This is a genomic window from Streptomyces sp. NBC_01465, from assembly GCF_036227325.1.
Lineage (GTDB): Bacteria > Actinomycetota > Actinomycetes > Streptomycetales > Streptomycetaceae > Streptomyces.
Map to the genome: position 1 here is coordinate 8,783,906 of NZ_CP109467.1, position 19,925 is coordinate 8,803,830.

At 67.6% G+C, this 19,925-nt stretch carries 19 protein-coding genes; 9 read left to right on the forward strand and 10 right to left on the reverse strand.

Going from position 1 to position 19,925, the window contains the following annotated elements:
• Window positions 1-49: 49 nt before the first annotated feature.
• Window positions 50-745 (forward strand): FadR/GntR family transcriptional regulator, encoded by a 696-nt coding sequence (locus OG707_RS40740; protein ID WP_329127141.1) that lies wholly within the window; start codon window positions 50-52, stop codon window positions 743-745.
• 130 nt (window positions 746-875) lie between these two features.
• Complete coding sequence (locus OG707_RS40745) at window positions 876-1,829, forward strand: hypothetical protein (RefSeq protein ID WP_329127143.1); 954 nt, start codon at window positions 876-878, stop codon at window positions 1,827-1,829.
• Here OG707_RS40745 and OG707_RS40750 read toward each other — a convergent pair.
• From OG707_RS40750 to OG707_RS40765, 4 genes are all read right to left on the reverse strand, one after another.
• Window positions 1,819-2,133 (reverse strand): hypothetical protein, encoded by a 315-nt coding sequence (locus tag OG707_RS40750; RefSeq protein ID WP_329127145.1) that lies wholly within the window; start codon window positions 2,131-2,133, stop codon window positions 1,819-1,821. The two genes, OG707_RS40745 and OG707_RS40750, sit on opposite strands and share 11 nt — an antisense overlap.
• Complete coding sequence (locus tag OG707_RS40755) at window positions 2,130-2,744, reverse strand: RNA polymerase sigma factor (protein WP_329127147.1); 615 nt, start codon at window positions 2,742-2,744, stop codon at window positions 2,130-2,132. The genes OG707_RS40750 and OG707_RS40755 overlap by 4 nt, the downstream gene beginning before the upstream one ends.
• A gap of 68 nt (window positions 2,745-2,812) precedes the next feature.
• A complete protein-coding gene (locus OG707_RS40760) occupies window positions 2,813-3,082 on the reverse strand; it encodes a hypothetical protein (protein ID WP_329127149.1) in 270 nt (89 codons plus the stop codon).
• A gap of 100 nt (window positions 3,083-3,182) precedes the next feature.
• Window positions 3,183-3,587 (reverse strand): YchJ family protein, encoded by a 405-nt coding sequence (locus tag OG707_RS40765; RefSeq protein ID WP_329127150.1) that lies wholly within the window; start codon window positions 3,585-3,587, stop codon window positions 3,183-3,185.
• Window positions 3,588-3,611: 24 nt separating this feature from the next.
• Here OG707_RS40765 and OG707_RS40770 point away from each other — a divergent pair, with 24 nt between their 5' ends.
• Window positions 3,612-3,830, forward strand: coding sequence for a hypothetical protein (locus OG707_RS40770; RefSeq protein ID WP_329127151.1), 219 nt, complete (start codon window positions 3,612-3,614; stop codon window positions 3,828-3,830).
• A 127-nt stretch (window positions 3,831-3,957) separates the two neighbouring features.
• Here OG707_RS40770 and OG707_RS40775 read toward each other — a convergent pair whose 3' ends face one another.
• The gene (locus tag OG707_RS40775; RefSeq protein WP_329127152.1) at window positions 3,958-4,632 is read right to left on the reverse strand and encodes a TetR/AcrR family transcriptional regulator; all 675 of its coding nucleotides are present in this window, start codon (window positions 4,630-4,632) and stop codon (window positions 3,958-3,960) included.
• Between the two features lie 155 nt (window positions 4,633-4,787).
• Here OG707_RS40775 and OG707_RS40780 point away from each other — a divergent pair, with 155 nt between their 5' ends.
• The 3 genes from OG707_RS40780 (at window position 4,788) to OG707_RS40790 (ending at window position 9,735) form a co-directional block, all read left to right on the forward strand.
• Window positions 4,788-5,714 (forward strand): oxidoreductase, encoded by a 927-nt coding sequence (locus tag OG707_RS40780; protein WP_329127153.1) that lies wholly within the window; start codon window positions 4,788-4,790, stop codon window positions 5,712-5,714.
• A gap of 149 nt (window positions 5,715-5,863) precedes the next feature.
• Window positions 5,864-6,295 carry an ester cyclase gene (locus OG707_RS40785; protein ID WP_329127154.1) on the forward strand — a complete coding sequence of 144 codons (432 nt, stop codon included), beginning with the start codon at window positions 5,864-5,866 and terminating at the stop codon, window positions 6,293-6,295.
• Between the two features lie 1,085 nt (window positions 6,296-7,380).
• Window positions 7,381-9,735, forward strand: coding sequence for a chitobiase/beta-hexosaminidase C-terminal domain-containing protein (locus OG707_RS40790; RefSeq protein WP_443071457.1), 2,355 nt, complete (start codon window positions 7,381-7,383; stop codon window positions 9,733-9,735).
• A 230-nt stretch (window positions 9,736-9,965) separates the two neighbouring features.
• On the opposite strand, the gene OG707_RS40795 is transcribed toward OG707_RS40790, so the two are convergent.
• A complete protein-coding gene (locus OG707_RS40795; protein ID WP_329127156.1) occupies window positions 9,966-10,895 on the reverse strand; it encodes a LysR family transcriptional regulator in 930 nt (309 codons plus the stop codon).
• 107 nt (window positions 10,896-11,002) lie between these two features.
• Between OG707_RS40795 and OG707_RS40800 the strand changes: the two genes are divergently transcribed.
• From OG707_RS40800 to OG707_RS40810, 3 genes are all read left to right on the forward strand, one after another.
• Window positions 11,003-11,776 carry an SDR family oxidoreductase gene (locus OG707_RS40800; protein ID WP_329127157.1) on the forward strand — a complete coding sequence of 258 codons (774 nt, stop codon included), beginning with the start codon at window positions 11,003-11,005 and terminating at the stop codon, window positions 11,774-11,776.
• Between the two features lie 52 nt (window positions 11,777-11,828).
• Window positions 11,829-12,731, forward strand: coding sequence for an alpha/beta hydrolase (locus tag OG707_RS40805; RefSeq protein WP_329127158.1), 903 nt, complete (start codon window positions 11,829-11,831; stop codon window positions 12,729-12,731).
• A 393-nt stretch (window positions 12,732-13,124) separates the two neighbouring features.
• Window positions 13,125-13,454 carry a hypothetical protein gene (locus OG707_RS40810; RefSeq protein WP_329127159.1) on the forward strand — a complete coding sequence of 110 codons (330 nt, stop codon included), beginning with the start codon at window positions 13,125-13,127 and terminating at the stop codon, window positions 13,452-13,454.
• 160 nt (window positions 13,455-13,614) lie between these two features.
• On the opposite strand, the gene OG707_RS40815 is transcribed toward OG707_RS40810, so the two are convergent.
• The 4 genes from OG707_RS40815 to OG707_RS40830 form a co-directional block, all read right to left on the reverse strand.
• A complete protein-coding gene (locus OG707_RS40815) occupies window positions 13,615-14,472 on the reverse strand; it encodes a LysM peptidoglycan-binding domain-containing protein (protein ID WP_329127160.1) in 858 nt (285 codons plus the stop codon).
• 99 nt (window positions 14,473-14,571) lie between these two features.
• Window positions 14,572-14,718: a hypothetical protein gene (locus tag OG707_RS40820; RefSeq protein WP_329127162.1), complete on the reverse strand. Its 147-nt coding sequence runs from the start codon at window positions 14,716-14,718 to the stop codon at window positions 14,572-14,574.
• Between the two features lie 473 nt (window positions 14,719-15,191).
• Window positions 15,192-16,148: a serine hydrolase domain-containing protein gene (locus tag OG707_RS40825; RefSeq protein WP_329127163.1), complete on the reverse strand. Its 957-nt coding sequence runs from the start codon at window positions 16,146-16,148 to the stop codon at window positions 15,192-15,194.
• A gap of 921 nt (window positions 16,149-17,069) precedes the next feature.
• Entirely contained in the window at window positions 17,070-19,883 is a 2,814-nt protein-coding gene (locus tag OG707_RS40830) for an NACHT domain-containing protein (RefSeq protein WP_329127165.1), read from the reverse strand.
• Window positions 19,884-19,925 lie beyond the last annotated feature (42 nt).

The following is a 19,925-nucleotide window of genomic DNA, read 5'->3' on the forward strand; positions in this document are numbered from 1 at the left end:
GGCCGATCTGCACCGCGCTCCAGCCCTTCAGGCGCGGAGGGCAGGCCGCATGACGATCGGGCGCAGCACGCTGAGTGACCAGATCGTGCGCGAGATCATCTCAGAGATCAAGCAGCGGGATCTCCAAGCCGGGGACGAGGTCCCGGCCGAGGGCGAACTCGCCGAGCGGCACGGGGTGAACCGTCTGGTGATCCGCGAGGCCATCCGCACTCTGGTAGCCCGAGGTGTCCTGGTCTCCAGCCAGGGGAAGCGGGCCCGGGTCGCGGTGCCCTCTCCTGCGGTCCTGGAGCAGATCCTGGAGTTCCGCCTCAACCAGAACTCGATGGACCTGCGCGACTTGATCGATACTCGCCAAGTGATCGAGGGCGCGCTGGCCCGCCGCGCGGCCTCGCGAGTCGCAGCCGGCCACGGAACGGTCGACGAGGCCGAGCAGGCGCTGGCCGCCATGCACGACCACACAGGCGACCCCGACGGCTTCATCGCCGCGGACCTGGCCTTCCATCAGGCCGTTGCCGACCTCGCCAACTCCAATGTCCTCTCCTTCATCCTGTCAGCCATGAACGGCGTCCTGCTGGATGTTCGACGCACCAGCTTCCAGGGCCGGGAGCAGCGCGGCAGCAGCCACGGGGAGACCATCGACGCGCACCGGGAAATCCTCGATACGGTCGTCGCCGGCGACCCGGACGCCGCAGCTGAAGCCATGAGCCGCCACCTCACCGAGACCAGCCATGACCTAGGGCTTTAAACCGCTTCGGGTCGGTGCGGTCCGATGCCCTGCGCGGGAGCGAGGCATCGGCGAAGGCGGATTCGGAAATCGCGCTGAAGGCGATCGAGTTGCACACCCCTCGTCAGTTGCTCGAGCACAACGCGTTCTGATGCGGGAGTCTGCACTCCCGGACGACATCCGGCTCCAGCGCCGAGTCCTCACCGCAGCGCCCGAGCGCCCTGACCTCGATCCCTGGGCGCCCGAGCGGACTCCTGAGGAACAGGAGATCTTGGATCTGATCAGGGTGGGCCGCCCGTGGTTCGACGGCCCGATCTCTCTCGTGCCCGTCGCTCAGTTGTACGCCCGCGACATCCCCTTCCCCTGCCCGTCCGACGCGGACCTGCTCCAAGTCCTCTGGTGCCCCTTCGACCACGAGATGGCACACCCGAGGACCGCCCTCTTCTGGCGGTCCTCCGTAACCGTCACCGACGTCCTCGAGGCACCGCCCGAGCCGCCGATCGTCCAGGATGGCTGGTACCTCCCAGAGCCGTGCCTGTTCTCACCGGAGCAGGTCGTCGAATACCCCAACCCCTCGGAGCTGAGCAAGGAACTTCGGGACCAGCTGGACGACATGAGCCGCTGGGAGACGATCGACTCCGCGCGGTATAACACCTACGCGGACGACCTTGGCGAGCTCTACCTGAACAACCTCTGCACCGCCCCCGGCTGGAAGATCGGCGGTTGGACGCGCTGGAGCCCCACCGACCCAGTCGACCGCTCCTGCCCCGAGTGCGGCACCGAGGCGGTCCCGCTCCTCACCATCGCCTCATCGGAATGGGACGGGGGCAGCGCGACCTGGATCGCCGAGCAGGACCGGCCAACCCCGGGCCCGCCGGCCCTGGGCGCACGGGATGGCAACTTCACCTTGATCGACATCACCGGTGGCAACAACCTGCAGCTCCGCGTTTGCCCGGCATCCCCGCACCACCCTCACTTCGAACTGCTGCAGTGGGCTCGTGCGGTAGCCTTCCGCGCCGATGCCACAAGCGACACCGCGATCGACTCTCCGGTCAGTTGCCCTGGCCGACTACCGGAGATCCAAACGACGAGCCCTACGGGCTGACGATCACGCGGGGGGACTTGCTGGAGGGGCCGACCGGGGGCGTGGGCGACGGCGGTTCGCTGACGCCCGGGGTGCGGGCGGGTGGCACCGGGGCTGGGTCCAGCGGGCCGCCGGGCAGGACCAGCAGGCAGACGGCCGCCGCCGCTGCCACAGCGCCGAGCGCCGCGAAGGCGGCGATGCGCACCCGGCGCATCCCCCAGCTCCGGCCCTGCGGGGGTGCGTCGCGGCGCAGTCCGCCGTACGTGACGCGCGCGGCCCGGGCCGCAAGAGCCTCCTGCAGCCGCTCTTCGACAGTGGGCGTCATCGGTCGTCCCCCAGCTTCTTCTCCAGCATGTCGAGCGCGCGGCTCGCGGTGGACTTCACCGTGCCGCGCGAGAGATTGAGCGTCTGCGCGATCTGAGCCTCGGTCAGCTCCGACCAGTAGCGCAGCACCAGTACTTCCCGCTGACGCTGTGTCAGTTGTGCTAGGCCTGCGAGAACTTGGCGGTGTTCCTCGGCGAGCAGCAGCGCCTCGTCGACCGGCGGTCCGTGCCCTTGGTGCGGCGGGGTGTAGGAACGGGCCGTCCGCCGCCTGCGCAGCACGGAGCGGGCCGCGTTGACCACGGCGGTGTGCAGATAGGCCCGGGGATCGTCGAGCCCGCGCAGCGATGTGCCGTAGGTGCGGCACATGGCGGCGAAGGCGTCCTGGACGACGTCCTCGGCGGTGTGCAGGTCGTCCACCAGGAAGAGCGCGAGCCGCACCATGTCGAGGCGGCGCGCACGGTAGAGCTCGGTGAGCGTGGACGGCGGTCGGTCGTCGTACGGTGTGCCGGTCACCCGTGTGCGGCGTCCTCGCGGGGGTGCGCCCTCGGTCTGGGACATGTGGGCGAGCAGGCGGGACCACCAGGGCCGCACCGCGGGTATGGCGTACTGCATGGGCCTCGATCCGTTGCGGGAGGGGCGGGCCGGCCCGCGGAGGGACCGGCCCGCCCCCTGTGGCGCTGTTACTTCTTGACGCCGTGGCCGGGGTCGATCACCCGGGGTGCGTTCCCGGCGCCGGTGCCGGTGCCGGACGTGCCCGCCTCGACCACCTTCGGGCTGCCGGTGGCCGCCGGCGCGGCGGGCTTCGCCGCGGGCTGGACGGCGGGCTGCACGGCGGGGGACGCCTTCGCCCCGGAGTCGGCGGTGGCCTGCACGGCGAAGCCGCCGCCGACCAGCAGTACGACACCGGTGACGGCGCCCAGGTAGGTGCGCCGGCGGGTGTGCATGGACATGAGGTTCTCCCGAGGGGGTGACGGAAACAGGGTCTGAAGGGCGCCTTCAACCCACCAGACGTGCGTCGCCGGTCGAGGTTGCGACCTGGTCGGGGATTGCCTATGCGAAGGCCCCGTCGACGTACACCCAGGCACCCTCGTACCGCTCGAAGCGACTGAGCTCATGGAGCGAGTCCGCCTCACCCCGGTAGCTCCAGCGCGCGCGGAAGGTGACCGTCCCCTTGGTGTGGAAGGCGGTGCCCTCCGTCGCCTCCAGGATCTCCAGCCCCTGCCACCGCTGACCCGCGTCGAACTCGATGCCGGGCGGCCGGGTCGTGGGGTGCCAGGTCCGCAGCAGGTACGCGGCGTCCTGGACGACGAAGGCGCTGTAGCGCGAGCGCATGAGCGCCTCCGCCGTGGGGGCCGCGGCCGCACCGGAGTGGTAGCGGCCGCAGCAGGAGGCGTACGGGGCGGGGAGTCCGCAGGGGCAGGGGGACGTGGCAGTGGTACGGGGCACGGCGGTCATTCTGCCGGTGCCCGGCTACCGCGCGTGCACCGGCTCGGGGCGTTCGCAGCTGCTCCGTACGGGAAGTGCCGCACCCTCCCGCGCCGCGTCCAGCAGCGTGAGCATCACATCGAGCACGTGCCGCGAGAGACGTGGCTGGTGCTGTGGCGCAGGCGTACCGGGCGCGGCCCGCTGGAATGGCCGCTTGCGGTGCTGCTGTGCGGTGCGGCTGTTGCGCTGGTCGTGACGGCGATGACTGGTTGACCGGCACAGGCGGGCAGTTGGGGCTTCTCGTGCTTGTGGGCGGGGAGCCCGCTGACGTTTCGGGTGGTGGAAGCACTCACCTGTCGGCGGCTACGGAATCGGGGGGTCCCCGACTGCGTGGCTCCTGTTAGGCGGTCATGCGGGTGAGAGTGCCTGCTGTGAGTGTGGCCAGCATGTCCTGCAGGGCGGTCGGGAAGTCCAGCTTGTACGCGGTGAGGGAGGGGTCGGCGTTGTAGGCGGCGAGCATGGCCGGGGAGGGCCGTGCGTGGGTCCACACTGCACCAATGGTCATGATCATGGCCGCGACCAATTGGGGGGCGCTGTCGCCCAGTTCGGGAAGGTGCTGGCGGACCGGTTCGGCGATGGCGATGACGTTGGCCACGGCCGCGCGCTTGGAGCGGGCGGCCACCTCTGGGGAAACGTTGTGTTCCAGCACGCTCGCCTGGGAGCTCAGGAGGTCGCACAGGATCCGGCGCTCGGCCAGGGAGGCGGCGATGGCGGTGGCGAGCTGCTCTCCACGCCGGCTGAGCGGGGCATCCGCATCGATCCCAGCGTTCAGAAGGCCGGGCAGATCGGTGGTCCACTGCTGCCAGGCGTGGTCGAGCAGCTCCAGCAGGATCGCCTCGCGCGAATCGAAATAGCGCAGCACATTCGACTTCGCCAGCCCGACGCGTCGGCTCAGCTCATTGAGGCTCAGTTCACCGACGGGCATCTCCTCGAGCATGTCGGCAGTGGTGTCGAGAACGGTCTGACGCCGGATCTCGCGCTGTTCTTCACTGCGTGCGCGCTGGAAGTTCGTCATCCCGCCATGTTACAGACTGGCGGTCTTTTGACATCAGACCGCCGGTCCCTTAACTTGGTGGTACGCCATAAGAGACTCCCGGTCTGTAAAGCTGATACGCCTGAGAGCCGCATCAAGCGGCGGCCGGGCACGAACCCGACAGGAGCGTGGCAGTGATGAGCCACTGGACCCCCGATGTCATCCCCGAACAGACCGGCCGCACCGCCCTGATTACCGGCGGCAACAGCGGTATCGGCCTGGAAACCGCTCGCGTACTCACCCAGCACGGCGCCCGGGTCATCCTGGCCGGACGCAGCCAGGCCAAACTCGACCAGGCCGCCGAGGCCGTGCGCGCGTCTGGACCCGGAGCCAAAGTCGACACGCTCGTCCTCGACCTCTCCGATCTCGCCTCCGTCCGTGAGGCCGCCACCAGGGTCGCCGAAACCGAGACGATCGACTTGCTGTTCAACAACGCAGGTGTGATGAACCTGCCCGAGCGGCAGACCACACGCGACGGCTTTGAGATGACTGTCGGAACCAACCACCTCGGCCACTTCGCCTTCGATGCCCAGATCTGGCCCGCCGTGCGCCGCTCGGCCGCGCCGCGCGTGATCACTGTCAGTGCCATCGCCGCTCGATGGCCGATCGGCCGGCTCGGCGACCTCATGAGCGAACAGCGCTACCGCGCCATGGGGGCCTACGCGAAGTCCAAGCGCGCCAACGTCGTCTACACCCTCGAACTGGCGCGCCGCACCGCGAACAGTCCCCTCAAGGCGCTCGTTGTCCACCCGGGATCGGCGATGACAGGCCTCCAGCAGCACGGCACCGGCGCCCTCGGCCGCATCCTCACTCCGCTCGCAGCACGCCTGCTCATGGGATCGGCCGACGGCGCCGCCTGGCCCTCGCTGTACGCGGCGACCAGCCCGCAGGCCCGTACGGGCCAGTTCATCGGCCCCGCCGGACGCGACCAGACCTCTGGCACCCCCAAGCCGACCAAGCTCCCCAAGGGCGCCGACGACCCGACCGAGGGCAAACGCCTGTGGTCGGCAAGCGAACAGCTCACCGGAGTCTCCTTCGTCCCCGAAGCCGAGACCGCCGACTAAACAGGTGCGCTCTTTCCACCCTCGGTCTCCGGTCCGGCAGCCTTCACGGCTCCAACCAGGCCCCCTGCAGGCCGCGCCGTCGTCGGACTCATCTCGCCCCGCTTCCACCCTTGCCTCTGCACCCGATCCTCAACCCAAGGAGCATCGTCATGAGCACGCAGGACAACATCGCCATCGTCCAGGGGTTCCTCGACAACGTCGTCAACAAAGGCGACCTTTCTGTCCTCAACACCTACTGGACCCAGGACATGATCTGGCGAGGAGGCAGCCTCGGCGAGCACCACGGCCTGGACGAGTACCGGGTGTTCGCGGAGGCCAACGCCACCGGTGCGTTCTCCGGGATGAATCTGCAAGTGCACCAGTTCCTTGCCGACGGCAACACAGTGGTCGCACTCTTCACCAACAGCGGTGCCAACACCGGCCCGTTCATGGGCCTGCCCGCCACCGGCAAGTCGGCACAGTGGAACGGCGTGGGGATCTACCGCATCCGCGACGGCAAGATCGCCGAGGGCACCTTTGTCGAAGACATCCTCGACATGCTCCTGCAGCTCGGCATCACCAGCCTGCCATCCGGAGCCTGACACGGCCCAGTACTCAGATGTGGGATGGGTGCGGCTTCTAAGATCATGGAGATTCTCCAAGTTACGTGATCACGCGTCGGACCTGCCGCTCTGCTGCCGGTGCAGGAGGATATCTCGCCATGTCATCTGCTGGGCGCCACCGCCGCTGGGTCCCAGACCGAGTCGTGTTCGAGCACGCATGCCGGCACTGGTCCACGTCTCGGGATACGAGCGCATAGCCCCCGACGCCCGCCGTTCGCCTGCCAAGTATCGGGCGAACTCTCGTCATTGCCGCATCCGTCGTGACCGTACCCGGCAGCACGATCTTCCCCGCCGCCATGACGGCGTGCAACATCACCGACAGGAACCTCCACTGCATGAAATACCTCGTCTGCATGCAGGACTGACAGGCGGCGCCCTCCTGGCGGCAGGGCCTGGCTCGGGCTGACCGGTGACGGCGTGCAGCCCGGCACCGCATTCCGGGACAGCCTTAGCGGCCGACGGTAGTCCAGTCGGCGGGGGCGACGGCATCGAGCGGTAGCGACGTGATCGTGGGGTACGTGGTCAGTTCTGGCAGGTCGGCGATCGGGACGGTCACCTGGAGCCGCCGGAGGGTGAACGCGACGGGAATGGTCTTTGAGCATTGCGGCGTTCACCGGCTTGATCTTCACGCCCCACGCGTCGGGAGCGGGCCAGTGGGTCTTCCGTTTGGTTATGCCGATGAAGAGCGTCATCTGCGCAGGTCCCGACGGCCGGGAAGTCGATCCTTGAGGTCGAGATTTCGGTGGCTCGGACACCGGAGGTCAGTTTCGGCAACTCGCGAACTGACCTTTCTTGTGGCCGAACTCGGCTCGACTTGGCGCGTAATGAGCGTTCAAGACTTGAAGTATGCCCATTGTCTTGACGGTTCACCGATGTCACTCAACACTGCCTTGACAGACCCAGCACCTCGCCTATCCGTAGATTGAGAGCGTTCTCAAGAGGTTGATTCAAAGGTCTGCAGACCTGGGAAGGCGATGCGCTGCGCATTGTCGAGACCGTCTTCACTCTTCTTCCGCGCTGATCCGGTGTTCACTTCACGAAACCAGGCGAAAGGATCCCCGCCCATGCGCACGACCGTCCCGCCCGGCCGCATGAGACCCCTGCCAGGTCCGCACCATCGCGTCATCGCCCTGCTGAGTGCGCTCCTCCTCGCGCTCGTCGGACTGCTCGGCCTCAGCCAGAGCGCCGCTCCCGCCTCGGCAGCCGCGCCTGACTACACCCAGAGCGTCACGCAATTGAGCTCGACGCAGGCACAGATCTCGTTCACACCGACCACGTCCGCGGTCTACGTCGACGTGCACTACCTCGTCAACAGCGCCAACCAACAGAACGTCCGTATGACCAACAATGCGGGCACATGGACTCAGACCGTCGGCTCGCTCGCCAACGGAACGGTCCTGGAGTACTGGTTCACCTACGAAAAGAGCGGACCGCAGTACGACACCCCCCACTTCACGTACACCCAGGGCGGCAGCGGAACAGGCACCGTCGCCACACCCACCTTCACTCCGGCAGCGGGCACCTACGCATCGGCCCAGAGCGTGACGCTCGCCGACGCGACCCCGGGCGCGAGCATCCGCTACACCCGTGACGGCTCCACCCCCACCGCAGCGTCCACCCTCTACAGCGCGTCGATCAGCGTCACGTCCACCACCACCATCAAGGCCATCGCCATCAAGTCCGGACTCACCAACTCCGCGATTGCCAGCGCGACGTACACGATCGGCGCATCGGCCGGCTGCCCCACCCAGTCGGACACACCGAACTTCGGCCCAAACGTCCACATCTACGACCCGACCATGTCGAGCGCCACCATCCAGGCGCAGCTCGACGCGCAGTTCGCCCAGATGAAGGACACCGCCACCGCGCAGTTCAGCGAGAACCGGGTGGCACAACTCTTCAAGCCGGGTACATACGCCGTCGACGACAATGTCGGCTACTACACCTCGGTGGCAGGTCTCGGGCAGAACCCGGACGACGTGACGATCAACGGACACGTCACCGTGGACGCCTTCAACGCCTCCGACGCGGGCAACGCGACGCAGAACTTCTGGCGCTCGGCCGAGAACCTGGCCATCAATCCGGTGGGCGGCAACCGCTGGGCCGTGGCCCAGGCCGCCCCGTTCCGCCGGATCGACGTCCGCGGCGACCTGCAGCTCTACCCGGCCAGCTACGGCTGGGCAAGCGGCGGCTACATCGCCGACACCAAGGTCAGCGGCCAGGCGGCGTCCATCTCACAGCAGCAGTGGTACACCCGGGACAGCAACCTGGGCAGCTGGGCCGGCGGCGTGTGGAACATGGTCTTCTCCGGCACCACCGGCGCTCCCGCGAACACCTTCCCCAACCCGCCCGAGACCACTCTGGCCACCACCCCGGTCTCCCGTGACGTGCCGTATCTGTACGTCGACGGTGCCGGAAAATACCGTGTGTTCCTCCCGTCGCTGCGGACCAACGCCTCGGGCGCGAGCTGGGCGAACGGCAGCACCCCCGGGACTTCCCAGCCGATGAGCCAGTTCTACGTGGTCAAGGCCGGCGACACCGCGGCGACCATCAACAACGCGCTTTCTCAAGGCTGCAACCTGTTCGTCACCCCGGGCGTCTACCACCTGAACCAGACGCTGAACATCACCCGGGCCAACACCGTCGTCCTCGGCATCGGCTACCCGACCTTCGTCCCGGACAACGGCGTCAACGCGATGCAGGTCGCCGACGTGGACGGCGTCCGTCTCAAGGGCCTGCTGATCGACGCCGGAACCACCAACTCGGCGGCGCTGCTGACCGTCGGCCCGACCGGATCGTCCGCCAGCCACGCGGGCAACCCGACGACCATCCAGGACGTGTTCTTCCGGATCGGCGGCCAGATCGCCGGCAAGGCGACAACCAGCCTGATCGTCAACAGCAACAACACGATCATCGACCACATCTGGGCCTGGCGAGCCGACCACGGCAAGGCGGGCACCTTCGGCTGGACGACCAACACGGCGGACACCGGCGTGATCGTCAACGGCGGCAGCGTCCTGGCGACCGGACTCTTCGTCGAGCACTACCAGAAGCACGAGGTCGTCTGGAACGGCCAGAACGGCAAGACGATCTTCTTCCAGAACGAGATGCCGTACGACGTGCCCAACCAGGGCGCGTGGATGAGCGCGGCAGGGGTCAACGGATATGCCGCTTACAAGGTGGGCGCGGGCGTCACCACCCATGAGGCGTGGGGACTCGGCAGCTACTGCTACTTCAACGTCAACCCGGCGGTCAACAGTTACCACGCCTTCGAGGTGCCCAACACTCCGGGCGTGAAGTTCCACAACGCTCTGACCGTCTCACTCGGCGGCGTGGGCACCATCACCCACGTCATCAACGACACCGGGGCGGTCACTGCCTCGAACACCACTCCCAGCAATGTGGTCGCCTACCCATGAGGCAATGACCTGCCATGAAGGCTGGACCGGGGCTCCTCGCGGTTGCGAGGGGCCCCGGTGTCCGTCGAAGGCGGCGCAAACGAGAGCCGGGTGCTGGCTGTCGCCGTGGGCAGCAAGGTCTTGCGCGGATCCCGGCACAAAGCGTGGAGCGCGCTCCAGTGGCTGCTCGCAGCCTCAGGCCAAGAACGGAGTTCCCATCACCGGATCGATGGCAGAGGCCGTTAATCCCATCAGTCCATGAACTCCCGATCGATGTCCGGCAGTTCGGTGGTGACGGCCCGGATGGTATCCCGGAGCCAGCGCTGCCCCAGGTCGCCGTCCAGGCGCGGATGCCAGGCCATCTCGTAATGCAGCGAGCGGATTTCCTCGGGCGCGGGCAGAATCCGGATGCCCGGGTCGGAACGCTCTTCCGTCAGCAGTCGTGCGGGCAGCGTGAGGATCAGCCGGGTGCCGGGGACCGACTGCGCGGCGAGGGAGTGGTACGGCACGGTCAGCCCGGCCCGGCGGCGGGCCCCGAGTTTCTCCAGCCGCCGCTCGATCGCGGTCTGGCGCTCGCCGATGGTGCCGACGATCACGTGCGTGGCCTCCAGGTACGTGTCCAGAGTGATCTCCGGGAGCCTGGCCAGGGGGTGGTCCGCGCTGAGCACACACACGAACCGGTCGTCGAAGAGGTGCTCGGTGCGCAGCGCGGTGACCGGCTCCGACCTGGCGTGGAACAGCAGGTCGACGACGCCCCGGTCCAGGTCTTCGTGGATCGCGTCGTGCCAGCTGCGGAAGTGGAGCGTAGAGCGCGGCGACTCCCGGAAGACGCGCTGGAACACGGCCGGGGCGAACACCCTGCTGTAGTCGGTCCCGGCGGCTCGGAAGGTCTCGGCAGCCGTGGCGGGGTCGTACTCCTCCGGTGAGAACAAGCTCTCCAGGCGCGGCAGAACCGCCCGCACCTCGCGCTGGACGCGCTCGGCCCGCGGAGTGAGCCGGTAGCCGCGCGGCGTGCGCACCAGCAGCTCGTCGCCGAGCGTGTCCCGCAGCCGCTGCAGCGCCCGGCTCATCGCAGGCTGGCTCATACCGGCGACCTCGGCGGCGCGCGAGACGTGCCGCTCCTCCAGCAGCGCGGCCAGCGGGGCCAGCAGGTTGAGATCGACCCGTTCCATATGCACCATCTGAATAACGTACATATTTGTGATGCATTGGACAAATAGCGGCCCGCGCCGGAGGGTTGACCCATCGCCAGGCCCTGCCGGGGCCGGATCGGATCACGGGAGCAGCCATGAACAGTGCGGAAGCCAGCGTGGCGACGCGGAACGATGCCAGTCGGCCCAGGGTGGCCGTGGTGATCGGCGGCTCGGGCGGCATCGGCGGCGCGGTCGCACACCGACTCGCCGCCGACGGCATGACCGTCGTCATCCACTACGCGGGAAGCGCGACGAAGGCCGAGGCGGCCGTCACGTCCGTCGTCGCGGCCGGCGGCACGGCGGTGGCTCTGCCCGGCGACGTCGCCGAACCGGCCGAGATGACCCGTCTCTTCGACACCGTGGAGAGCCGTTTCGGCGGCGTCGACGCGGTCGTCAACACGGCCGGGATCATGCTGCTCGCCCCCCTCGCCGAGATGGACCTCGAATCGTTCGACCGGATGCACCGCGTCAATGTTCGCGGCACCTTCGTCGTCTCCCAACTCGCCGCCCGCCGCCTGCGCCCCGGCGGCGCGCTGATCAACTTCTCCACCTCGGTGACCCGCCTCCAGCAGCCCAGCTACGGCGGCTACGCGGGGACCAAGGGCGCGGTTGAGGCCATGACCCTGATCCTGGCCCGCGAACTGCGCGGGAGGGACATCACCGTCAACGCCGTGGCCCCCGGGCCGACCGCGACGCCGCTCTTCGTCGAGGGCAAGAGCGAGGAACTGATCGCCAAGATCGCCTCCGCCGCGCCCCTGGAGCGGCTCGGCACCCCCGAGGACATCGCGGAAGCCGTCGCCTTCCTCGCCGGTCCCGGCGGCCGCTGGATCAACGGCCAGGTGCTGTTCAGCAACGGCGGCATCGCCTGACCCCCTTCCCCTCTCATTCCTCCCTCGTCTCTCAGTGCAAGGAACCGATGACATGACCCGACGTCAGCTGGACTCCATATCCGACCTGTTGCGGAACGCGCCGCTGGACCTGGGCGGTGACGTGGAGAAAATGCGTGTCGTCTTCGACCAGATGCTCGGCTCCGTGCCGCTGCCCAGCGACGTTCGCACCCGGACCACCGAGCTGGGCGGGGTGCCCGCCGTCGAGGTGCGCGCCGGCACCACCGGGCCGACGGCCGCCACCGTCCTGTACTTCCACGGCGGCGCCTACGCGATCGGCTCCGCCGCCGGCAGCGTCGGCCTGGTCTCCGAGATCGCCCGCCGCACCGGGGCCACCGCCTACTCCGTCGACTACCGGCTCGCCCCCGAACACCCCTTCCCGGCCGCCACGGACGACGCCCTCGCCGCCTACCGGGCACTTCTCGACCAGGGAGTACCCGCCGGGTCGATCGCGGTCACGGGTGAGTCGGCGGGCGGCGGCCTCGCGCTTGCCCTGCTCCTCGCGATCCGCGACGCGGGGCTGCCGCAGCCGTCGTCCGCGACCGTCATGTCCCCGTGGGCGGACCTCGCCCTGACCGGCTCCACCCTGGCGGCCAGGGCCGACGACGATCCGGCGCTCACCCCCCGCGCGCTGCGGACCCGGGCCGCCGACTACCTCGCCGGTGCGGACCCGCGCACCCCGCTGGCCAGCCCGCTCCACGGCGACCTGCGCGGACTTCCGCCGCTGCTGATCCAGGTCGGCGGGCGCGAGATCCTGCTCGACGACGCCCTGCGCCTGGCCACGCACGCCGCACACGCCGACGTCCCCGTCACCCTGCGGACCTTCCCCGGGGCACCGCACGTCTTCCAGGGCTTCGCCGCGATGGCCGACGAGGCCGCCCAGGCCCTCGACCAGGCCGCCGCGTTCGTCACCAGCCATGTGCGGCAGGCGGGGTGAGTCCTGGCAGGGCCGAGTAACAGTACGGGCAGGGTCGCGAAGACCCGCTCTGCCCGGGACGCCCCCGTTCCGCGAAGCTCAGCGATGTCGGATCCTCGCCCGTACCCTCACCAAGCTCCGCACCGGAATGTCGACGCAGGACAGCACCCCGATCCAGTCCTGACCCGTCAGCCGCGACCTGCCGCGCACTCGCCTCGATCAGCATCACCCCCACTCCCGGCGACACCCGTATGGGCGCGCGTCCGCGCCCCCGAGGCGGGAAGGGGACGCTGATGAAGATGCTCATCACCCTGGAATGCACCATGGAGCGCTGAACCGATGCCTTGTGGGTGCTGATGCTGCCAACCGTTCGGAAACGGGCGGAGGTGGCGGTCGCACTGTGTCGGCACTGCGATGCATCATGCGGACCCTACCGACACCGACACCGACACCGACACCGACCTGGCCAAGGTCAAAGTCCGTCTCGGATTCGGGACCGTCCCCGGGCCAATGGCAGCGTTGATCCACCTCAGCGAAATACTCGTCCACGGCATCGACCTGGCGCTCGCCATTGACCGTACCGACCTCGTTGATCAGCAGATGCGCGAGGAGTTGCTCGCACACATGCGGCCAATGGACATGGATGCTTTCCGCAGGCCCAGAATGTTCGGGCCGCAGAAGTCAGCCCCAGAATGCGCGTTGGCACACGAGCGGCTGCTGGCCCTCCTCGGCCGGGCAGTCTGAGACGGTGACGGAAGCGACCCGTGCGAGGGGACGCGAGGCGGGGGAGGGCCTGTGGGTCCCTGCGGGCCACAGTTGATCCTTCGGTCCCGTCCTGGGCGCGGGTACCCCGGTACAGCTTTGCCGCGCTCTGCTGTGGCACTTGCCACCCCGTCGAAGCCGACTAGTACCGGGTGATCGCAGTGACGCCGGCGGTCGTGCCGATCGCGATGTGGGGCTTCGCGGACGGTTTCAGCCAAGCCGTCAGCTTCGCCATCGTCGAGGCGGGTACCGATACGCATCCGGCGGTGGATCCCCGACCGTTGATGTGGAGAAAGATCCCCGCGCCTCGGTTCTTCACCGGCCGGGTGTAGTTGAAGTTGATAACGACCGCGATCGCGTACTGCACTGGGTAGTTGACCAGGTGTTCGGACTCACTGGCCCTGCAATCTTTGGGGAGTGGGTCCACCCACCGGTTGAGTGCGACGGACCGATTGTCCTCACACCACCAGGCGGACGAGGTGACCTTCTTGTAGGGCAGCGTGGTGCCCTTCGGCGGTCTCCTCGTGCCGAACGCGAACGGCATTCCGAACAACCCGGTCGGTGTCGTGAACGTCCCCTGCTTGCGGGTGGCTCCGTTGGCCATGCCCTTCGCGCCGAGGCGCGCCTGGACGCTCCCGTCCGGCTTCCACGTGGACCCGGACTTGGTCCACCAGGTCAGTGTGGCGGTGGTCGACTTCAACGATGTACCGGTCACGGTGATGAGCTGCGTGCCGCCGCCTGTCCTCGCCATTATCGCGGGCAGTACCTTCGTGGCAGTCCTCGATGGCTTCGTGGTGGGCGCTTGCAGGGTGAGTTGCTGCCCAACGTGGATGACGTTTGCGTTCTTCAGCCTGTTCCAGCTGGCCAGGCTCTTCCAGCCGCCCTTGATCTTGTATGTGGCGGCGATTGCGGCAAGGGTCTCGCCGCGCTTGACGGTGTGATTCCCCTGGCTTGCCGCGACTGCTTCCGGTGTTGCCACGCCTACGGCAGTGATCGTCATTGTGGCCAAGGTCAGGGTAGTGAGGGGGATACGCAGATACACGAGAGCCTCCGAATACGAGAGCGGGCAGGCGCGGTGAACTGGCGGGGACGGGCGAGGTCAAGGAACCAGTGTGGTGGTGAGGGGGCCAACCGGCAGGACCGCCGCGCCACGTCCGAGGTCGGGTACGGCTTGGCGGAGCGTTTTGACGGCCGTGACGTAGTCCTGCTGCGGATCGGTGCCGGCCTCGTCCAGGATCTGGGCCACCCAGCGCTGTATCTGGACGCTATCGGACGTGGGTGTAGCTCTGTCGTAGGGACGAGTGTCTGCAGGTCATGGCAGGGTCCGGCGTCATGAGTGAGCGTTCGTTGGCATCGTCCTGGTTGTCCTCGTGGGGCGAGCCTGGTCTGAGGAATTCTCGAGGAGATGACACAGGGCTTCGAGCGCACACTCGGGACTCGGCCGCGAATGCCGGAAGCCCAGCGCGCGCACGGCGTCGTCCAAGAGCTCGTCGGACAGGGGGAGTCGGAGCTCGCCGCGGAGGGGGATGCGCAGGTGCGCCCGCCGCAGTGCGCGGCGCATCGTTGGAGACACGGCAACTCCTTGGGCGAATCCGCTCTGACCTGCGAGGAAGGAGGGAGCGGTTGGGGCTACGGTGCGTTGCCGGTATCGGGCAGGGGCTGTGGCCTGGCGGTCCCTGGACCCTGACGTCCTCCAGACCCATACGCGTAGCCGGTCGGTCACCTCCTGGCGCCAATGATGTGCTCTTCGGTGAGGCGAACGGTGAGGGCGGCCGGGTCGGTCTCGTTGTGGTTGGAGAGCACGATGACGTAGGCCGAGAGCTTCGGGAACCAGGCGTTGAATGCCTTGAACCCGTTGTTGTCACCGCTGTGACAGCGCACCTCGTGCCCGGCGACCCGGCCGAGCTGCCAGCCGTAACCGTACGCATCCAGCTGCCCGATGCCGGTCGCTGCGTGTGACGTGAACATCAGCCGCCGGGACTCGCCGCCGAGGAATTCGCCAGTGGCCAGTGCGCGGTCCCAGCGGAGGAGATCGCCGGTGGTAGACCAGATGTCGCCCGCCCCCATTCCGAGCGAGTCCAGCTCGAACGACGGGGCCACGGTGGTCCCTGCGTAGCCAGTCGCCACCTCGCAGCGGCCGGCGGGCGAGCCGGCGAAGGTGTTGCTCAGGCCGAGCGGTTCGAAGATCTGCCGCGTCAGGAACCTTGGATACGGCTCAGTGCCGGCCTCCTCGACGATGCGAGCGAGCAGTACATACGCTGGGCTGCTGTAGTACCAGTCGGAACTGACCTTGAACTTTGGCGAGGCCTCCTGGAACACCTTCACCGCCTCATCGGGCGCCAGCCAAGCGGTCAGGTCCAGCTCCGGAAAGTCCTCCCAGTGCCCCAGACCCGAGGTGTGCGTCAGCAGGTGGTGCACCGTGATCCCGCGCCAGCTCGGCGGGCAGTCACCGATCCAGCGGCTCACCTCGTGGTCCAGCGCGACGACGCCCCGCTCCACGAGCAGCATGATCGCGGCAGCCGTGAACTGCTTGCTCACCGACGCGATCTGAAAGCGGGTGTCCGCGGTACACCTCGTACCACTCCGGGCATCCGCAAATCCCTGACTGACCTCGTACACCACCGACTTGCCGTTCGCCACCAGCGCACAGCCCCGGAAGTCTGTCTGCTCGACCATCGTTTGCCCCCTCGTCGGATACCCGACCGACCGTGCCGGAGTTGCGTATGCGTGTCCAGTGATGCGAGCACCTCAGCCAGGGACGCCCCCTCGATCGCTTCCGCGGCGGACCTCGGCCTTCCGCCACGCTCCGAAGCGCGGACCTGATGGCTTCCCGAAAGAACACCAACAGAGGCCGGATGTATGAGCCACGAGCTACACCCAAGTCGTTTGGTCCGTGCTTCCCGAGAAGACTTGACCATGTCTTCGGTGGGACCGTGGGGCATGACGGGCTGGCAGCGGATGTATTGGTGGGGGTTTGCTCTACTGGGAGCCGGTGCGGCGGTGGGGCTGCTGGTGTGGGTGACAGCCGCGCACCTGGAAGGATCCGGTCAGGCCTGGGGTGTTGCCGGGTCGGTGGCCGGAGTCGCCGCGTTGGGGGTGTCACTGTGGCAACTGCGCGTGCCGGGTCCCGGACCCGCCCCGGTGGGCGGCCCTCCTGTGGCACCACCCGCCCCGTTCCGCCGCCCAGTCCGACGGAGGCGGTGACCGCCGAACGGGGAGGGATCGCGGCACGGGGAACAGTGCGCCGATCCTCGGCCAAGTACACCGGACCGGCATCCCCCGCAGCGCCACCGACGCCCGTGAGTGCGCCGGGGCTGAGGGGCAGCGATGGCGGCATCGCCGCGGGCGAGGATGTCGACGGCTCAGAGACCCAGTACGGGGAGACTGTCCGGAAGATCGTGGATCAGCGGTGGTGTGTCAGTTCTGAGCTGGTGCGACCCGGGTCGTTTGAAGATCAACCCACGAACTTCCGGACAGTCTCCCCGCGCCGAGTCATCGAAGCCTGCGCCCACGGGTACCTCCACGAGCGCCAACCCGGGCCACAAACCCCTGCTACCGTCCGGACGATCTGACGGGCCCCGGCCACCCCGGGTCAGATTACCGGTCTTGTGGACGTGTCGCGTCTCGGAGCTGGCGTTTTGCCCAGGTGCGGTCCTCGGGGCGGGCGAGCGGGTCGTGGGAGAGGATTTCCAGTGCTTGAAGCCCTCGCCAGTCGGTGCTTTCCGTCAGCACCATCGCGGCCTTGAGTCGTATCGCGGCGTGAACGGCGGGGTTGACGGCGAGTTGGTGGACAGCGCTGAGTCCTTCTTCGCCGCCGCGGTGGATGAGCAGCCGGGCTGCTTGGAATCCCTCATCACCTGTCATCAAGGGATGCCCCGTTGAGGAACTGGTGACAAGTTGCTCGAGGATCGGCTGATAGCGGGGATCGGCGCATTCCGCCAACACGTCAGCGGCATCGAGCCTTTCAAACTCGCTGGCTGACTTGTCACTGGCCAGCGTCTCCAGGGTGTCCCGCCCCCGGGCGTCCCCGAGTCGGGCCAGCACCGCAGCCATCATGATCCTGATTTTGGGGCTGAGGGTGGGGTCGCAGGCCAGGGTACTGAGCGTGTCCCGGTCGCGTGGTTCGTTCGACCGTGACAAGGCTGCAACCACCATGAGCTGGGTTTCCTCATCCGAACGTATCTGGCTCGCGTGCCGGTGAAGGGTATTGGTTATGCGGCGCATTTGTTCGAACTGTTCCAGCTGGGTGCGGGGGACGGGCTCTGGCTTGGGCGCCCAGGGCGCGGAGCCGCGATCCTCACAGGCCAGAGTGGCCAGCGCCTGGGCGCCATAGGGGTCGGCGAACTCCAGCAGGGCGCATGCTGCGCGAATCCGAGGTTCGGGCGCGGTCGCGGTGTTGTCGGCCATCGCTCTGAGGCCGGCGATGCCTCGCTGATCGCAGAGGTAGGCGAGTTCCCAAGCGGCCTTGAAGCGGTCCTCGTCGTCGAGCGACGGCTCGCTGACCAGACGGGCAAGGGTCTCGAAGCCGCGGCTATCGCCGAGCTTGGCCACCTGGCTTGCGCAGGTGACGTTCCAGTAGCTATCGCGGAATTCACTCGGCAGTGCGACAAAAATTTCTGCCACGATGGCTACGGCATCCTTCGGTAACTGGGTCCCTATCATCGCCTGTTCCACGATCCAATCGTCGCCGCCGCGGGTGGCGATGCGCAGAAGTGCAGATTCGACTGCAACCTTGCTGCTGGATTTTGACCAGGCGTCGATGAGGAAGCCCAGAAAGGAGTCGTTGTCGTCTTCGTAGGGGGGATCCCACATCCTTGGCAGATAGAAGCGGGGCCGCTTCAGGCGTTTTTGGAAGAGATCCTTCACCGCCCGCTTGCTGGCCGGGGGGTCACCTGCGATATAGCAGGCAGCCAGATATTCCTGCAACGTGTGATGAGCGAAACCGAGTTCACCGGAACGGACCGTGAACAAGCCGCTGCGGCGCAGTCCTTCGAGTAGGAAGGTTTCCCAGACCTGATGCAAGCCGTCCGCGGCCCACCCGGGACAAGCGGCTTCGGGCCGGGTCAGGAGGATGGCGAGCGGAGAGGCGGTGTTCCCGTCCTGTCGCTCGGCCGCGACGTAGGTTGTTAGATGAGGCAGACGCGACAGCGTGGACATGGCCGCCTCGACGACCTCCGGCCCGTACTGAGACAGCGACGCCTGCGCCTGAGGAAAGAGTGCGCCGTCGCCCACACCGTCGCCCTGCGCCTGGCGGCGGTAGAGATGCGCGACGAAGTCCCGGTAGATGTCACTGCGGTGACCGGGTAGCCCTCCCCCCGGACGTGCCCCGTAGAGCTGACACAGCAGTCCTGCCATCAACGGGTTGGCGGCCAGCGGGAAGAGACGACGACGTTGCAATTCACTGACGAACGCCGAGGCCGTGCGCTCAGCATCGCTGGGATCGAGGAAGCTGAACCACTTCTCCGCAACGACCGGTATCTCACTGAGCTGGAAGGGCTGCAGCTGGTACCGACGCGTCGCCGGACCGAGTATGTCCATCTCCTCCGTGGGCAAGGGCCTGGTGGCAAACACGAAGCGGTAGAAGCTGTCGTCTGGTTGCCCGCTGCCGAAGGCAATGCATCGCCGCAGGACAGCACATCGCACCTTCGGGTCAAGGATTTCATCCAGACCATCGACCATAATCAGCCAACGCGTTCCGGGGTGTGGCGCGGTGCGGAAGACCGCGGCGGGAAGGTCTTCGAGCAGCCCATACGGGCTCAGCCCGGCGGTCACGGCCTGAGCCAGCAGTTCAGGCAACGGCCGGTGCGCTGTGAGACTTGCCGCCGTCACGAGGACCGGCACCACCGCTTGAGGGCCCTCCTCCAGCCAAGTCCTGGTCGAGCTGGACCAGATCGCGTGCAGCATGCTCGTCTTCCCCCCGCCGGCATCCGCGAGCACGACGCAATGCTCCTCCAGCCCGAGGATCTCGCTCTCAACGCTCCCGCAAAGCCCGGCCGTTGCCGGGTAGGCGACCACACGCTGGCGGACGTATATATCTGACAGCCTCGGCGCACCTACCCCCAGAGCGTCCAACAGATGCCCGGCAGCGGCCCCTTGCGCGGCTGCCAGGAAGCTGCCCCACCACGGTCCGTGTTCACGATCCGCACGTGTGCGCAACTGCTGCAACTCGAGCCGTTTCTTCTGGGGCAGGCCCAGAACCGTCGCAATCTTGGTCAGGGTCTGGGCTGACGGAAGCCCTTTGTGATCAGGATTCAGAGCCTGACTGATCGTCCCTGCCGCGACGGTGACGCCGTCGAGCTCAAGCTCGCGGCGCAGATCTGCTTGGGACCAGCCTTTATCGTCGAGAGTAGCCCTGAGCCAGCGTTTCAACGCTGCGCCCGCGTCCTTGTCAGGTTGTGGATGCGTGTCCAAACCGCCTCACCCCTCACGAAAGGACATCTTCACTTCGTTCAC

Excerpts from the sequence above, each read along its gene's own strand:
- OG707_RS40740 (WP_329127141.1), top strand. The coding sequence starts at position 50 with ATGACGATCGGGCGCAGCACGCTGAGTGACCAGATCGTGCGCGAGATC.
- OG707_RS40745 (WP_329127143.1), top strand. The coding sequence starts at position 876 with ATGCGGGAGTCTGCACTCCCGGACGACATCCGGCTCCAGCGCCGAGTC.
- OG707_RS40750 (WP_329127145.1), bottom strand. The coding sequence starts at position 2,133 with ATGACGCCCACTGTCGAAGAGCGGCTGCAGGAGGCTCTTGCGGCCCGG.
- OG707_RS40755 (WP_329127147.1), bottom strand. The coding sequence starts at position 2,744 with ATGCAGTACGCCATACCCGCGGTGCGGCCCTGGTGGTCCCGCCTGCTC.
- OG707_RS40760 (WP_329127149.1), bottom strand. The coding sequence starts at position 3,082 with ATGTCCATGCACACCCGCCGGCGCACCTACCTGGGCGCCGTCACCGGT.
- OG707_RS40765 (WP_329127150.1), bottom strand. The coding sequence starts at position 3,587 with ATGACCGCCGTGCCCCGTACCACTGCCACGTCCCCCTGCCCCTGCGGA.
- OG707_RS40775 (WP_329127152.1), bottom strand. The coding sequence starts at position 4,632 with ATGACGAACTTCCAGCGCGCACGCAGTGAAGAACAGCGCGAGATCCGG.
- OG707_RS40780 (WP_329127153.1), top strand. The coding sequence starts at position 4,788 with ATGAGCCACTGGACCCCCGATGTCATCCCCGAACAGACCGGCCGCACC.
- OG707_RS40785 (WP_329127154.1), top strand. The coding sequence starts at position 5,864 with ATGAGCACGCAGGACAACATCGCCATCGTCCAGGGGTTCCTCGACAAC.
- OG707_RS40790 (WP_443071457.1), top strand. The coding sequence starts at position 7,381 with ATGCGCACGACCGTCCCGCCCGGCCGCATGAGACCCCTGCCAGGTCCG.
- OG707_RS40795 (WP_329127156.1), bottom strand. The coding sequence starts at position 10,895 with ATGGTGCATATGGAACGGGTCGATCTCAACCTGCTGGCCCCGCTGGCC.
- OG707_RS40800 (WP_329127157.1), top strand. The coding sequence starts at position 11,003 with ATGAACAGTGCGGAAGCCAGCGTGGCGACGCGGAACGATGCCAGTCGG.
- OG707_RS40805 (WP_329127158.1), top strand. The coding sequence starts at position 11,829 with ATGACCCGACGTCAGCTGGACTCCATATCCGACCTGTTGCGGAACGCG.
- OG707_RS40810 (WP_329127159.1), top strand. The coding sequence starts at position 13,125 with ATGCATCATGCGGACCCTACCGACACCGACACCGACACCGACACCGAC.
- OG707_RS40815 (WP_329127160.1), bottom strand. The coding sequence starts at position 14,472 with ATGACGATCACTGCCGTAGGCGTGGCAACACCGGAAGCAGTCGCGGCA.
- OG707_RS40825 (WP_329127163.1), bottom strand. The coding sequence starts at position 16,148 with ATGGTCGAGCAGACAGACTTCCGGGGCTGTGCGCTGGTGGCGAACGGC.